Origin of the sequence: Microcoleus sp. N9_B4, assembly GCF_036701635.1 — a bacterium.
Taxonomy (GTDB): Bacteria; Cyanobacteriota; Cyanobacteriia; order Cyanobacteriales; family Microcoleaceae; genus Microcoleus.
On sequence record NZ_JAUBRC010000055.1, the window covers coordinates 25,715 to 39,864 of the forward strand.

A 14,150-nucleotide genomic window follows, 5' to 3' on the forward strand; every position below is an offset into this window, starting at 1 on the left:
ACAATTTAAATGCCGCAACAGCTTAAGAAGTCGGGCATCTAACCTAGGAACTCTGGATGAATGTCGAGCTAATCCTTAAAAAATGAAAATAATTTGCAGTTTCCAATTGGTATTTTCCCGGACGATTTCAATGCGATCGATAAATTCTCGAAAGTAAAACCTGCGTTCTGATTCTGATAAATCGAGCCAAAATTGCGGCAGGGAAACTGTTTGGGCAGTTTCTCGCAAATTTACTGGGGGTAGTTGCGCTAATTTGCTTTGCAGTTCGGCAATTTCGGTGCGGATTTTGTAGGCTCTAAACTCTGCCGTTTCGGTGTCTAATATGCCGTTTTCAATTAGGGCGGAAAGTTGCTCTATGATTTCTTGTTTCGATGCGATCGCCCTGACAATTCCTGCTTTAATTCCATTCATATTCGGCATTTGCAACCCAGCAACAGCATCGGGTAAATCCCGACAAATACCGGCGATGGTTAATTGCAATACTTCATCGTAGGAAAGACCGCTACATTTAGGCTGTTTTGGACAGTTAATCGGTCGCAAATAAAGGTATTCTTTTTCCTTGCGGTAGGAGGTGACTTTGGCAACTGTCATGGGCGATTGGCATTCTGCACAAATTGCTAAACCTGCGAGGGAACGTGGGGCGCTAGCGCTGCGAGGAGAAAGGCAGCGGTTGCGGCGCAGTAACCTGTCTATTTGGGCGGCTTCTTCTCTGGAAATAATCGGGACGTGGGTGTTAGAAATTACTTGGCTGTTTTGATATTCCAAATCACCTCGGTAGGCGGGATTTGTCAGCCAGCGGCGGCCGGTGCTTACAGAGATTTTCTTGTTATATTTCTTGGCTAAATACCGCACGGAACCTCGCAAGGAACCGTAAATTAAAAAGTGTTCAAAAAAATCTTTGACGGTGGGGGCGGTGGTTTTATCGATCGTATAACAATCTTTGCCCCGCCGGTAGCCGTAGGGAGCCTTACCCGGTGGAATCCGCGATTTGATGCGGTTGCGCGCGTGCCCTTTGCGAATACTCCGGCTGTGTTGGCTGCGCTGGATTTCTGCGAGGATTTGCAGCAAGTTTTTGCGGCTTCGCGGTTCTGTTTCTGCTTGTACGATGATTTCGACGCCGAGGTTTTCGAGTTGGGCGAGGTGCGAACACACTTGCTGCAATGTGTCGCCGAGTTCTTCAAACCGCTGAATTAACAGGTATTTGACTGGTTCTGTTTCGCAGTCTTTGAGGAGTTGTTGCAGTTGTTGTCGCCCTCCTAAGTCTTGATAGGTGCGATCGACTTCTTGACCCCAAATTTCCGGTGCGGGTGCTGCTTCCAGTAGCGGTTCGGTGTAAGAATAAGCGATGATTTTCATTACTTACTCGCTGAGTTCGATGATGTTGCCGTCGGGATCTTGGGTAAATAATGCCGCTCGACCTGACGCGCTCATTTGAAACTGGCAATTGTGAGCGATTAACTGCTGTTTAGCTGCTTCTAAGTTAGCAACAGAAAATGCTAGATGTCGGTTGCGTCCCCATTTGGCATTGTCTACCGCATCTGGGATAATTGTTTTAGCTAAAAGTAGGTGGAGCTGGAAGTCGCCCACTTGATACCAGATTCCGGGAAATTTTAAGTCTCGCTCTATTTTTGGCAGTTTTAATACGGTGCTGTAAAAGTGTTGCGATTTTTCTAGGTTTGAGATGAGTAGGGCGCTGTGGAGGGATTTAGTAATTTGCATTTTTGTGGAAATTTCTTTTTTTAGTTTAACCGCTGATGCAGGCAGATGAGCGCTGATGAACGCAGATTTTTTGATGTTGGTTTAGTTTTTGATATGATAACATTGTTAGTCGCTCTTAATATATCCATTATCAAGTCTTGTAACAAAAAACTGCCTGCTGGGAGCGTTTTTAACAATGGTTTCAGAAAAAAGTGCGATCGTCTCCAGATCGGGCAAATTCCGTCTCCGCAATGTCTTGGTAGTTCCCTTTGTTCTCCAAATTTTGGCTGCTGTTGGCTGCGTTGGCTATCTCTCTTACAGAAACGGAGAGCAGATAGTCAACAATATTGTTAGTCAGTTGCGGCACGAAGTGAGTGCGAGAGTTTACGAACGTGTTCAAACCTATCTGGAAGCTCCGCCACTGGTGAATCAGATCAATCAGGATGCTGTACCTTTGGGGGTGTTGAACTTTGACGATTTGGAGCAAGCTCGACCCTATTTTTGGAAACAAGTTCTGCAATTTAAGTCGATCGGTCACGCGGGAATTGCCAACGAAAAAGGTCAGTACCTGCGTGTGGGTTGGGTAAATCGGCTGGTTGGACTTGAACAACCTCAGCTTGCCCAGCAACTGATTCCGGGGGGTGGCGACTTGATATATTACAACCTTGACGATAATGGAAACCCGACAACAATCGACAAAAACACGCCCAATTATGACGTTCGCACGCGCCCTTTTTACAGAGTTGTTGTTGAGAAGAAACAGGCAGCTTGGAGTGAAGTTTATATTAATTTTGGCTACGGTACGCTGCAAATTAATGCGAGTCTACCCTATTATGATGCCGAAGGGAAACTAATTGGCGTGCTGACTTGCCAGATGGGACTAGATCAAATTCGCCACTTCCTGCAAACCTTAAGGGTGGGTAATTCCGGTCAAGTATTTATCATTGAACCCCAGGGTGAATTAATAGCCACCTCGGTTAAAGAACAGCCTCTTTCCGTGGGAACCGGCAAAGATACAAAGCGGATCAAAGCACAGGAAAGCAGCAACCTGCTGATGCGTCAAAGTGTGGTTTATCTGCTCGATAGCTTCAAGCGTTTGGAAGACATCCATCAAACTGTTCAACTTGACTTTAAGCTAAACGGTGAGCGGCAATTTATCCAAGTTTCTCCGCTAACTGACAAGTACGGTCTCAATTGGCTGATTGTAGTAGTCGTTCCTGAAGCCGACTTTATGGCGCAAATTTATGCTAACACTCGGCAGACTATTTGGCTGTGTATTGTGGCTCTAATTGTCTCTGTTGGAGTGGGTATTTTCACCGCTAGCTGGATTACTCGCCCCCTGAACCAAATTGCTCAAGCTTCAGAATATCTAGCAGGTGGTGCTCTCAACCAGAACGTTGCTTCCAGTCGGATTTGGGAAATTGAAACCTTAACAAATTCCTTTAACAGCATGGCGAGACAACAGCAAGAATCCTTTGAAACTCTAGAAGATAAAGTCAAAGAACGCACCTCTGAACTCGCCACAGCCACGAAACAAATTGCTGCTCTCAACCAGCTCCTGAAAGCGGAAAACCTCCGCATGAGCTCCGAACTCGATATGCTCAAACAAATGCAGCAGTTGATTCTGCCAAAACCTGCTGAACTCGCAGCAATTACAGAGTTAGATATTGCCGGATTTATGGAGCCAGCCTCGGAAGTAGGCGGTGATTACTACGACGTACTTTGTACTAACAGGGTTGTCACGATTTGCATTGGTGATGTCACCGGACACGGATTAGAAAGCGGCATTTTGATGGTGATGACTCAAGCTGCTGTCCGCACTCTTCAGGAAATGCAAGAATCCAACCCGGTGCGTTTTTTAGATACCCTCAACCGCACTCTTTATAAAAATGTCCAGCGCATGAACTCCGACAAAAATATGACACTAGCTTTGCTCAACTATGCGGATCGCACAATTAGTATCAGCGGTCAACATGAGGAAACTCTTGTGGTCAGGAAAGGTGGTCAAATCCAGCGGATAGACACCCTAAATTTAGGATTTCCGCTCGGCTTAGATGAGGATATTTCCGATTGGATTAGCCATGTTATAGTAGACTTAGAGCCGGGGGATGGGGTGGTGCTTTATACTGACGGCATTCCCGAAGCTAGAAATATGCACAAAAAATTCTACGGTATCGAAAGACTCTGTGAAGTGGTTTCTCAAAACTGGCATTTGAGCGCCGAACAAATCAAGCAAGCCACAATCGATGATTTGCGAGAATTTATTGGAGAACAAAAGGTATTTGATGACATTACTTTGCTAGTATTGAAGCAACAGGGACATATTGTGCATAATTAATGATTGACGCTCGTCAACCCGGTTTTTACGATCGAGCTTGGATTGAGTCGCCAAGCATTGAACCAGCAACCGGATTTATCGCTTCGCCCGTGTAAGTTGTAATAATTTACAGCGAGCGAGTAAAACAATTTTGCGCTCCCAGATTCGGGAGTATACATTATGCAACCAAAACTAAATTTACCACATTCTAAATCTCCAGAAGAGCTCAATACCCAGCTACAGGATTTGATGCAAAAACTTGAGGAAGTCGAAGATGAAAAAAATAGCTATGAAACTTTAGTAGAAATTATCACGGAACACTCCACGGATCTTGAAAACCAGATCCATCATAAAAACCGAGAGATGCAGACTTACATTGAGCAGGTAAAAAAGGTTATAGATGCAGCTATTGCTGTAAAAAACAATAGCTTTGAACCCCAGATATTGTCAGATGTGGCAGGGCGCAGCGATGCACTGGGAGAACTGGCACAGGTATTTTCGCATATGGTGCAAAAGGTGAAAGCGCGGGAACAAGAATTAGAGAAACTTTTGCAGGCTTACGGACGTTTTGTTCCCGATGAATTTCTCCAATTTCTCGGCAAGCAGAGCATTGTTGATTTCCAGCTTGGAGATCACGTGAGCAAAGAGATGGCAATTATGTTTTCCGATATGCGTTCGTTTACCACGATGGCGGAGCAAATGACTCCTCAAGAAAACTTTGACTTCATCAATAACTATTTACAGCAAATTAGTCCCGAAATTCGTAAGCACAATGGTTTTATTGTCAAGTATATTGGAGATGGAGTCATGGCAGTTTTTCCTGATGGCGTGGATGATGCTATTCAGGCAGGAATTGTGAAGTTGGAGCAGTTGCAGAAATACAATCAAAGCCGTAAAATAAATGGGGATATACCGCTCAAGATTGGCATTGGTATCCATGTGGGTGATACGATGGTTGGGATTATTGGAGACGCGAATCGGATGCAAGCCGATGCGCTGTCAGATCATGTGAATCTCACCGCTCGTCTGGAAGGTTTGACTAAGTATTATGGCGTATCTTTATTAATTTCTGGAGATGTGGTACAACGTTTGAGTCAACCCGAAAAGTATCATATCCGTTTTTTGGATCGGGCTATTGTCAAAGGTAGACAAGAAGCCATTACAGTTTGTGAGGTGTTAGATGTTGAAGTAGAACCAGTGCGATCGCTCAAAATTCAAACTTTGCCTATATTTGAGGAGGGACTCGAAGAATATTGTCAGGGAAATTTTGCTAATGCCATAGTTTGTTTTGAACAGATAGTGGCGCTAAATCCCGCTGACAAACCCAGCCAACTTTACCTAAAACGCATCCAATCGCTGTTAGAAAAGAGTATTCCTGCTAACTGGAATGGCGTGTGGAAATTCACCCAGAAGTGACATTAATACATCAATTGGAGGAAAAACAAGCATGACATCTGGAAACTTAAAAACAATGACACAAATCTTTGGAGAATTCATTGAAGATTTTCCTCCTGAACACGACTCCCTAGAACTTACATTTACCCCTAGTTCTCGCCCCATCAAACAGCGCTGGCGCAATAACAGGCTTTCGGCTCATTTTGTAGCAGATTATTTGTCTAGCTTTCTACCGCTGGATGAAGAGGATACTAGCAGCGAGAAACGGATAAAAGAAAGCAAGGGAGCTGTGAGTTACGTCGCTAACGAACTGTTAGAAAATGCGATAAAATTTAATAACGATGATACCAATTACAAGGTCAGATTTGGTATACATTTTATTGGTGAAACAGAGGTGATGGCGGTAGTTTTTGCCAGTAATAGTGTCAAGCCCGAAAGGGCGAATAAGTTGAAGGAGTTTATTGAAGAAATTCTGGATTCCGATCCCAATGAACTTTATTTGCAGCAGCTTGAAAATAATGCGGAATCTGAAAGTGACACATCGGGATTGGGATTGCTGACGATGATTAATGACTATTCAGCTAAGATAGGTTGGAAATTAGATCGCAGGCCAGATAGTGATACCATAATTGTTACGACTGTAGTTCAAATTAGGGTCTAGTTGCTAGCATTTCAATATTTACTCTCTTGTGCGATCACACTATTTTAGTCAGGAAACAAAATCACAATGGGCATTCAAGAAATTCAAGGTGAAGATTACAGCATTCAGTACGATCCAGAATCAGTCACTGTCACTTTCCAAGGCGAACTCAGCCTGAGCGGCCCAGCAGAGTATGCGCCAATAGTCGAATTGTTAGATGAGGTCGCCAATCCCGAACCGCCTACTATTACCTTGAACCTAAAAAATTTGGAATTTGTTAACAGTTCTGGTATCAGTATGCTGTCGAAGTTTGTCATTGCCGTTCGGAAAAAGAAAACGATTCAACTTTTGGTATTGGGTTCAAATGATGTTCCCTGGCAACAGAAATCTCTCAGAAATTTAGAAAAGCTGTTGCCAACTTTGAAGCTAGAATTAGCGTAGGATATGTGGAAATTTTAATTACTGTTAACACAGGCGGGACGCCCATGCCACACACCGTTAACACAGGCTGGACGCCCGTGCCACACACCGTTAACACAGGCTGGACGCCCGTGCCACACACCGTTAAAATAGATAAATTTCGATGATTAGTAAATTGCTTAAGTTTGCTGGATCGGCAGTTCAATGATAAACTCGGTTCCCTTGCAGGGTTCAGACTCGCACCGGAGCGATCCTCGGTGATTTTCTACTAAGATTTTGTAGACAATAGACAATCCTAAACCAGTACCTTTACCAATTTCCTTGGTGGTGAAAAACTGGTCGAACATTCGCTCTTTTATCTGTGGTGTCATTCCGGTACCCGTGTCAGCAATCCGCACTCTCACGCGATCGGGCCCAGCTAATTCTGTGCTGATCAAAATTTTTAGCGCAGCATGGGGCTGATTTTGTGATGCATCGTCCAAAGCATCGATCGCGTTGGTAATTAGATTCATAAATACTTGATTTAGCTGTCCCGAATAACACTCTACAGGAGGCAATTTTCCATAATTTTTAATTACTTGAATGTCGCGACGGTCTATTTGAGAATTGAGACGGTTTCGCAAAATTAACACGGTGCTGTCAATGCTGTCGTGCAAATCGCACATGGTCATGTTACTGTTATCGGTGCGCGAAAAGTTGCCCATAGATTTGACAATTTCGCGAATGCGATTGGAACCCATTTGCATGGAAGAGATAACTTTAGGCAAGTCTTCAACTAGAAAATCAAGATCTATCTCTTCGATTTTAGCTGTGATTTCGGGACAGGGATTGGGATAGCATTCTTGATAGAGACACAGCAGGTGCAACAAATCTTGAGTATAAATTGCGGCATGGCTCAAGTTGCCGTAAATAAAACTAACTGGGTTATTAATTTCGTGGACGATACTAGCCATTAGCGCCCCCAGCGAAGACATTTTTTCGCTGTGGAGGAGTTGAGCTTGAGTTTGTTTGAGTTCGCAAAGTGCGCGATCGAGCTGGGCGGCTTGAGCTTCCGCTTTCGAGGTAGCAGCACAACTTTCTTGATAAAGTTCAACCTGTTTAAGGTCGATTTCAAATTGTTCGATTTCGCTTTCTTGCTGGTATTGGCTCACCACGGCATCGAAAGCTTCTAGCAAGTCGCCGCCCGCTGCTTCGACAATGTACAGGAGATGGGGATTTTCCAGCATGAGTTCGGCATCAGGAACTTGCACTAATGCTTTTATTCGATCGATATATGCGCGCACTTGTTTGTCTAAATACAGTGGCGGCTCCAAATACATTGCCTTGAGGGTGGCTGAAGGGGGACTGCCTAAGTTGATGCTACTGCCAATATTCATTAAGTCGCGGTGCGATTTTTGCATAAGCTCGATCGCCTCTAACAAATTCACCCGCAGTTTGGCTCTTTCTAGCCCATTCTGAGAGCAAACTAACCTCATGCAAAAAAAAGCCGTTCGTTGGGAAAGCATTCGCTGGCGGCCGCTGATGTTAATTACCGCAGCACTAATTTTTCTGGCTGTCGTAATTTCTTCCAGATTAAAGTAGTTGCTCAGTGCTGCCATTGGTAATACCCCCGACTCCACTAAATGTCTGTAGCTCCTGCTGACACAAGATTTAAGAGCCATAAAAAAAATTGTACAAGACACTAACAATATATTCTGTATTTCCTAATAAAGTAGTATACTAAAACACAATTATTTTCAATTGGTGGCTTATCACAATTTTTATGATTCTGGTTCTTGCACAGTTTTTCTTAACTATTCAAAAATTTACAAGTCAACTTCGCCATAATTTGAGCTTGAGTTTGCGGCAACCCGTGAGCAGCATTGGGAATAATTGCTAACTCTGCTCCCGGTATCTCGTTAGCGTAGGTTTCACAGTGCCATAGAGGAATTGTTTCGTCGCTATCTGCTGCGATAACTAAGGTAGGAATTTGCAATTTGTGAATTTCTTTTTCTACTGTATCAACTGCGTCTTCCGGCCTCATCCGGCTCATTAAAAATGACCTTGCTACTGGTTGAGACATTAACTCCCTGCGCCACCCGGAAATTTGCTGCAATTTCTCACTTTTTCCAGCTAAACTCGCAAAAGGTTTTGCCAACTGCAAGGCCCAATCCACGGCTGGGGTTTCCCACAGCAGCGGCCGCAAAGCATCGTATTGACCGCAAAAACTGTCGTCCCGAATTCCGGCTGGTGCTGCTAACACTAAACTCCTCACAGAATTAGGATATTTGAGGGAATATGCAGATGCTACCCAACCGCCAAAAGAATGTCCGATGATGCAGCAGGGTTCGATATTTAGTTGTTCTACAACTTGCCGCACAAAAGCAACTTCTACAGCTACGTCGTAGCGGATTTCTGGTTTGCTGGATTCTCCAAAACCCAACATATCTAAACTGATGCACCGAAACTGAGATTGCAATAACTCAATTAACGGCAGCCAGCAAGTCTTTTCTCCTAAGAAACCGTGCAGCATCAATAAGGGTCTGCCGCACCCGATGTCGAGGTAGGCGGCTGTTTGGGTGGTGCTATTGACAAATGTACTTAATGTGTGCGTTTGTCCTCCAAGTGCTTGAGACTGCATGGGGTTCGACTCCTGATAGGTAAGAAATATTTGTAAATAATTGTAACAAAAAAGCAGTCCAAACGTTAAACTTCATTACGGAGTACACAGTTAGAAATAGACCATGATATTGTCTATGATTATTAGAAAATACTACAAACCCAAAGCAGGAGAACACTTTGAACTCTACTTTAAAACAGTACCCGGCTTGCTCTCTTCGCGAAGATGTCAGTGAGTACGTAGCACACCTACAGCTTCACATGACTTTACAAGCTCGCAACTTGCTCCCTACCATTACCACCGCTAAGGATAGTCGCGAACAACTGTTGCAGCAGACTCAGGCTCATTTTGAGAAACGAGTTTCTCGACAAGCTATTTAAACCAATTTTACGATCGCCCGCGGTCGATCGAACTTGCCCACATTTCAGCATCCCAGAAACCCGGTAGCCTCAACAATACCGGGTTTCTTTTCGGCTAATTATGCAGGGGGCCAGGTTTTGGGTAATATGCGTTGGGTATGCTTTAAATTTAATGTCTATGCGAATTCCGATTATTGCATTTTTGACTTTGGCGGCGCTGGCTGGTGGCGAATTGGCAGCGCGGGCGATCGATCCGAGTGCCGCACCGACTGAGGCGGAGTTTAGAGAGGGAACCGCAGAGGCGCAGAGGGCGCAGAGGGAGGAGGATGAGGTCATTGGTGATCACTTAACGTTAAACCGACCGTCTCTCTTGTTTGTAGCGAAGTCTAGATCCCCCCTAACCCCCCTTAATAAGGGGGGGACAAGAAATATGCTCAAAGTCCCCCTTCTTAAGGGGGATTTAGGGGGATCTAGACTAGATGACAAGGGACATTTGTTATCGGTTCCAGTCTTAAATAGTCACCAATCGGATGAGGTGAACCCAACTGTGCGGGATTTGTCGGCATCCGATGAGCTCGCAGCTTCTCCAGAAGTACGCGCGGCGCAGCTATCCCCTAGGGAATCGCCCTCATATCCTTTGCGGTTGCATCCAAATAATCCAATCGAGTCAACAGTTAACACTCAACCATTGAGTTTTTCCACCCCTCCTTCTACAGTCAACAGTCAACAGTCAACAGTCAACAATCACCTGACGGTGCAACCGGAATTGATATCACTCAAGTCCAGCCACAATAAAGATTTTACATCTCTGTTAAAAACTCCGGCGACGCTAGCGGCACAAGCCGAAATCCCCGAAGCAGTAAACAGCAACGCCCGACAGCTAGGCGGTACTCTACAAATCAGTCAAGTGGACAATGCTGAGGGCGTTTACGTTGCTGATGTGAAAATTCGCTTTGTCAATTCCAGAGGCGAAGCTGTTGATAAAAAAGGGAATCCAATTGAGGGCAGAATTTCGGAAGATTTTATCCGAGGTGAGCTCAAACTTAAGGCGGGGGATAACTACAGCCGGGAAGTTGTACGATCGGATTTACAGCAGTTACAGCAATTGGGGTTGTTTGACAAGGTTACGGTTTCGATCGAAGAAGTTGGCACGGATGTTAATGTAATCTACAACGTTCAAGAGCGATCGGCTCGATCTTTTAGCGTGAGTGCCAGTCTTAGTGATGATGTTGGCGTTGCGGTTCCTCTTTCCTATACCGATCGAACTTTCGGAACAACCCCACAGCGGCTGGCGGTGGAACTTCAGCCCAGCCTCCGAGGTATCCAGTACGATGTCCAGTTTGTCAGCCCTTACGTTGCCGCCGAAGACCGTTTGGGATACAGTGTGAGAGCTTTTGGCGATCGCAGAATATCGGAAATTTTCAATAAAGATATTGATTTGCCCAACGGGAACCGAGTTCGGGAAATTCGGGTGGGGGGAAATCTCAGGTTTACCAGACCTTTGGGCGATTGGCAATCGACTTTGGGACTAAATTATACAAACATCAGTACGCGCGATCGCAACTTAAATATCGCCCGCCGCGACGAACTCGGCAATCCTCTCACATTCAGCGGCAGCGGTGTTGACGAGTTATACACTGTTTCTTTTGGTGCGATGCTCGATCGGCGGGACAATCCCTTCAACCCCACCAGTGGCTCGATTCTCAGCCTCAGCACCGAGCAGTCGATACCTTTGGGTCGAGGCAACATTGTGAGTAACAGGCTGTTAGCAAATTATATACAGTATGTACCAGTAACTTTGCTCGGCATCAGCGAGTCCGAAGCCTTGCCCGAAATGCTGGCTTTTAACTTGCAAGCGGGCACGGTAATCGGGGATTTGCCACCAACGGAAGCTTTTCGTCTCGGCGGCCGCAATTCCGTGCGGGGTTACGACGGCGGGGACATTGGCAGCGGCCGGAGTTATTTTTTGGCTTCGGGTGAATATCGGTTTCCTGTGGGTCAAGATGTTGGCGGCGTGATATTTGTTGATTTTGCGTCGGATTTGGGAACGGGAGATAGTGTACTCGGAAAACCGGCCGTAGTCAGGGACAAACCGGGGACTGGGGCGGGTGTTGGGGTGGGTGTGAGGGTGCGATCGTCCTTTGGATTAATTCGCTTAGATATGGCTGTTAGCGACTCCGGCGACATCAAATTTATACTCGGTACAAAGCAACGATTTTAAGAATAGTGAAACCGATCAGTTAAACCACAGTCTTAAACAGATTTTGCGCGACTCAATTGTCGCCAAAGCCTTTGGCAGGGCATCATCAACCCTATCGGCCTCGGCTGGCGGGGTGTCGGTGATTGCTGCGTCTGATTGGGCAAGTTGTCGATCGAATAATTGAGTTTGATTTCTTTCCTCAGCCCAACCTCCAAAGTTTGTAGTAGTAATCGAAATTGAGTGAAATACAGCACCTCGGTAAGGACACAACAATGTTGTATCCCTACTGTGTTGTAGGCAATTGACAATTGCTATATTTATCCTCGTAAATGCTTAACGCTTTGGTTTCTTTACATCAACAGTTTTCGGCTTAGCCACCGGAGTGCGCGGATAAAACTTAAACTTATTGAGCGCAGCACTTGCCGATTTAGCCACACCGCTATCTATATCTCGCAAAGCTTTTTGTAGCAGCGGAATCACTTTTTCCGACTTAATCATTGCTAGTGCTTCCACAGCAGCTTCGCGCACATCCGGGTGAATATCTTGAGCTAATTTTCCCAAGGTTTCTATTGCTCGCTGACCTTCGGATCTCAGAGCATTAGCAGCAGCCATTTTACCTAAAGCCGACGCTGCAAACTTGCGGGTTTCTTTGTCTTGACTTTGAACACATCCCATCAACTGCGGTAGGGAATAGCTTGGCGCTTGTCTGGCAATTGGAAGCTGTTGTTCGACTTCGGGTTGATGTAAGTCAATTGGTTGTGGTTCCGAAAAATCTGTGTAATTTAACTCTTCTTCAACTTCTGTTTGATTTAACTCACTTGACAGTTCCTGCCAAACTTCTTCTTGTGATAAACCTTCGGAAAATTCTGTTGAATTTAACTGACTGAACTGCTGCTCCGGGACTTCTTGTTGTTGTACATTACTCTCGTACTGCTCTTGCAAAGACCTGATAGTAGCTTGCATCTGAGCTTCGTGAGCTCTCAACTGATCGTGAGCCGCTTGCAACTGACTCTCGTATTGCTCTTGCAAAGCCTCCATATTTAACTGCATCTCAACCTCGCGGTTCTCATATTCCTCAGCAGTTTGCCTCAAGCGAATTTCGTGTTCATTTTGCAAGTTTTGCAAATGTTGCTCCATCTGAGCTTGATAATTTAGATGCAATTCGTCAGCAACTCTGAGTAAATGATGTTCGTGTTCTGCTTGCAAAGATTGGATATTTTGCTGCATCCTAGCATTGTTAGCTGCTTCTAATTCCTCGCTGATTTGTCGCCGCAGCTCAGGCTCCTGTGCGCTGACAACTTTTTGGAGCTGACTGTCGCGTTCTGCCCGAACTTGTTGGAGTTGATTTTCGTATTGAGCCGCAACTTGTTTGAGCTGGTTTTCGTATTGGTTAGTAACTTGTCTGAGTAAATTTTCGTGTTCGACAGTAGCTTTTCTAAGCTGATTTTCCCGTTCTCCTTGCTGAGATTCGACAGCTTGTTGCACCCGAGACATCTGAGCTATTTCTATTTCCTCAGTAATTCTGCGAGTTTGCTGCAAGTATTCTTGCTTTTGCTTCTTTAAGCGCTTTTCCACTAACCAGTAAGCAACTGCTACCCCTGCCAAAAAACCTAAGATCGCTCCTATGATACCCACAACTGAGATCCTCCCGACAAAATAGTGATGCTGGACTTTTTACATTTAACCATACAGCCTCCTGTAACCGCCCAATAGCAGCAGCCAGGCTGTCACTGCGAGCCAATGAATCGCCACCGCAGGCCAGATAGAACCGCTTTGCAGGTAGGCGAGGGAGCACGCAACTCCCAAAATTGCCGCCAGTAGCAAAAATACTGGATTCATAAAGGTCGATCGACCAACCGGGTAAAAAGTCAGCGCGTTCAGCGGGTGGTAAACTACAAAGGTCGCCAAACTCGCGCATCCCCAAAACCACAGCATTAACCCAGAAGCATTCTCGAACGGGTGTGGCAGCATTAACACGCGGAAATATACTTCCTCGGTGATGCCAGGACTTAACAAACAGCCAAGAAGCACTCCCACAATTGTAGGCCTGGAGGTTTGCACATCAACTTTCAGAAATCCCGACCAAAAACCGATAGGAAGCGCGATCGAAGTGTAAACCAGCGCGAGCATAGCTGCAACCAGCCAATCAGTGAAATCGGGAATAGTTGAAAAAGCCAGGGTGATGCGGCGTATCAGGAATCCCAGCAGCGCCATCGCACTAAAATTTAACATAATCAAACTGATCCTTAAAATTTTCAAACAGATGTTAGCAGTAAGTTGAGCCGTTTAAGTAGGTGTTCCGAATTAATTACACAATATTTCTACTGAAACCCTTGCCTAGTAAGGAGTCTTTATGTAATTAATTTTGTGTGGTTACTTATCAAAAAACTGGGTTGAAAACCCCGTCCTTCTAGGACGGCTTTAATTGTAACTTTTCATTACGCAATACTCCGTTTTGTGCTGATTGCGGTAGCATAAGAGTGGAGGTAGAGCAATGCTCGTTTTTGAGTTTAAATCTTACG

12 protein-coding genes are annotated in these 14,150 nt (G+C 45.1%); 6 read left to right on the forward strand and 6 right to left on the reverse strand.

From position 1 onward, the window contains the following. Positions 1-75: 75 nt before the first annotated feature. Complete coding sequence (locus QUA43_RS26325; protein WP_333377902.1) at positions 76-1,356, reverse strand: recombinase family protein; 1,281 nt, start codon at positions 1,354-1,356, stop codon at positions 76-78. A gap of 3 nt (positions 1,357-1,359) precedes the next feature. Further along, a complete protein-coding gene (locus tag QUA43_RS26330) occupies positions 1,360-1,719 on the reverse strand; it encodes a VOC family protein (RefSeq protein ID WP_333377904.1) in 360 nt (119 codons plus the stop codon). Between the two features lie 175 nt (positions 1,720-1,894). On the opposite strand from QUA43_RS26330, the gene QUA43_RS26335 reads away from it, so the two are divergent. The 4 genes from QUA43_RS26335 to QUA43_RS26350 all read left to right on the forward strand — a co-directional run bounded on the left by QUA43_RS26335 (position 1,895) and on the right by QUA43_RS26350 (position 6,491). After that, positions 1,895-4,036 (forward strand): SpoIIE family protein phosphatase, encoded by a 2,142-nt coding sequence (locus QUA43_RS26335; protein WP_333377907.1) that lies wholly within the window; start codon positions 1,895-1,897, stop codon positions 4,034-4,036. 159 nt (positions 4,037-4,195) lie between these two features. Further along, the gene (locus QUA43_RS26340; protein ID WP_333081066.1) at positions 4,196-5,431 is read left to right on the forward strand and encodes an adenylate/guanylate cyclase domain-containing protein; all 1,236 of its coding nucleotides are present in this window, start codon (positions 4,196-4,198) and stop codon (positions 5,429-5,431) included. 31 nt (positions 5,432-5,462) lie between these two features. Further along, positions 5,463-6,071 (forward strand): DUF6272 family protein, encoded by a 609-nt coding sequence (locus QUA43_RS26345; protein WP_333081065.1) that lies wholly within the window; start codon positions 5,463-5,465, stop codon positions 6,069-6,071. Between the two features lie 66 nt (positions 6,072-6,137). Further along, a complete protein-coding gene (locus QUA43_RS26350) occupies positions 6,138-6,491 on the forward strand; it encodes a slr1659 superfamily regulator (protein ID WP_333081064.1) in 354 nt (117 codons plus the stop codon). A gap of 158 nt (positions 6,492-6,649) precedes the next feature. On the opposite strand, the gene QUA43_RS26355 is transcribed toward QUA43_RS26350, so the two are convergent. Both QUA43_RS26355 and QUA43_RS26360 read right to left on the reverse strand, forming a co-directional pair. Further along, positions 6,650-8,068, reverse strand: a complete 1,419-nt coding sequence (locus tag QUA43_RS26355) for an ATP-binding protein (RefSeq protein ID WP_333377910.1) — start codon at positions 8,066-8,068, stop codon at positions 6,650-6,652. Between the two features lie 191 nt (positions 8,069-8,259). After that, a complete protein-coding gene (locus QUA43_RS26360; RefSeq protein ID WP_333377913.1) occupies positions 8,260-9,090 on the reverse strand; it encodes an alpha/beta hydrolase in 831 nt (276 codons plus the stop codon). 158 nt (positions 9,091-9,248) lie between these two features. Between QUA43_RS26360 and QUA43_RS26365 the strand changes: the two genes are divergently transcribed. Together QUA43_RS26365 and QUA43_RS26370 are read left to right on the forward strand one after the other, a co-directional pair. Beyond that, positions 9,249-9,449 (forward strand): hypothetical protein, encoded by a 201-nt coding sequence (locus QUA43_RS26365; protein WP_006634481.1) that lies wholly within the window; start codon positions 9,249-9,251, stop codon positions 9,447-9,449. Between the two features lie 157 nt (positions 9,450-9,606). Beyond that, positions 9,607-11,649, forward strand: a complete 2,043-nt coding sequence (locus QUA43_RS26370; RefSeq protein ID WP_333377916.1) for a BamA/TamA family outer membrane protein — start codon at positions 9,607-9,609, stop codon at positions 11,647-11,649. A gap of 312 nt (positions 11,650-11,961) precedes the next feature. On the opposite strand, the gene QUA43_RS26375 is transcribed toward QUA43_RS26370, so the two are convergent. Then, positions 11,962-13,263, reverse strand: coding sequence for a HEAT repeat domain-containing protein (locus tag QUA43_RS26375; protein ID WP_333377918.1), 1,302 nt, complete (start codon positions 13,261-13,263; stop codon positions 11,962-11,964). Between the two features lie 45 nt (positions 13,264-13,308). After that, on the reverse strand, positions 13,309-13,860 hold the full coding sequence (locus QUA43_RS26380; protein WP_333377921.1) for a CPBP family glutamic-type intramembrane protease: 552 nt from the start codon (positions 13,858-13,860) through the stop codon (positions 13,309-13,311). Between the last annotated feature and the right edge of the window lie 290 nt (positions 13,861-14,150).

Excerpts from the sequence above, each read along its gene's own strand:
- QUA43_RS26370 (WP_333377916.1), top strand. The coding sequence starts at position 9,607 with ATGCGAATTCCGATTATTGCATTTTTGACTTTGGCGGCGCTGGCTGGT.
- QUA43_RS26325 (WP_333377902.1), bottom strand. The coding sequence starts at position 1,356 with ATGAAAATCATCGCTTATTCTTACACCGAACCGCTACTGGAAGCAGCA.
- QUA43_RS26355 (WP_333377910.1), bottom strand. The coding sequence starts at position 8,068 with ATGGCAGCACTGAGCAACTACTTTAATCTGGAAGAAATTACGACAGCC.
- QUA43_RS26330 (WP_333377904.1), bottom strand. The coding sequence starts at position 1,719 with ATGCAAATTACTAAATCCCTCCACAGCGCCCTACTCATCTCAAACCTA.
- QUA43_RS26350 (WP_333081064.1), top strand. The coding sequence starts at position 6,138 with ATGGGCATTCAAGAAATTCAAGGTGAAGATTACAGCATTCAGTACGAT.
- QUA43_RS26360 (WP_333377913.1), bottom strand. The coding sequence starts at position 9,090 with ATGCAGTCTCAAGCACTTGGAGGACAAACGCACACATTAAGTACATTT.
- QUA43_RS26340 (WP_333081066.1), top strand. The coding sequence starts at position 4,196 with ATGCAACCAAAACTAAATTTACCACATTCTAAATCTCCAGAAGAGCTC.
- QUA43_RS26335 (WP_333377907.1), top strand. The coding sequence starts at position 1,895 with ATGGTTTCAGAAAAAAGTGCGATCGTCTCCAGATCGGGCAAATTCCGT.
- QUA43_RS26345 (WP_333081065.1), top strand. The coding sequence starts at position 5,463 with ATGACATCTGGAAACTTAAAAACAATGACACAAATCTTTGGAGAATTC.
- QUA43_RS26380 (WP_333377921.1), bottom strand. The coding sequence starts at position 13,860 with ATGTTAAATTTTAGTGCGATGGCGCTGCTGGGATTCCTGATACGCCGC.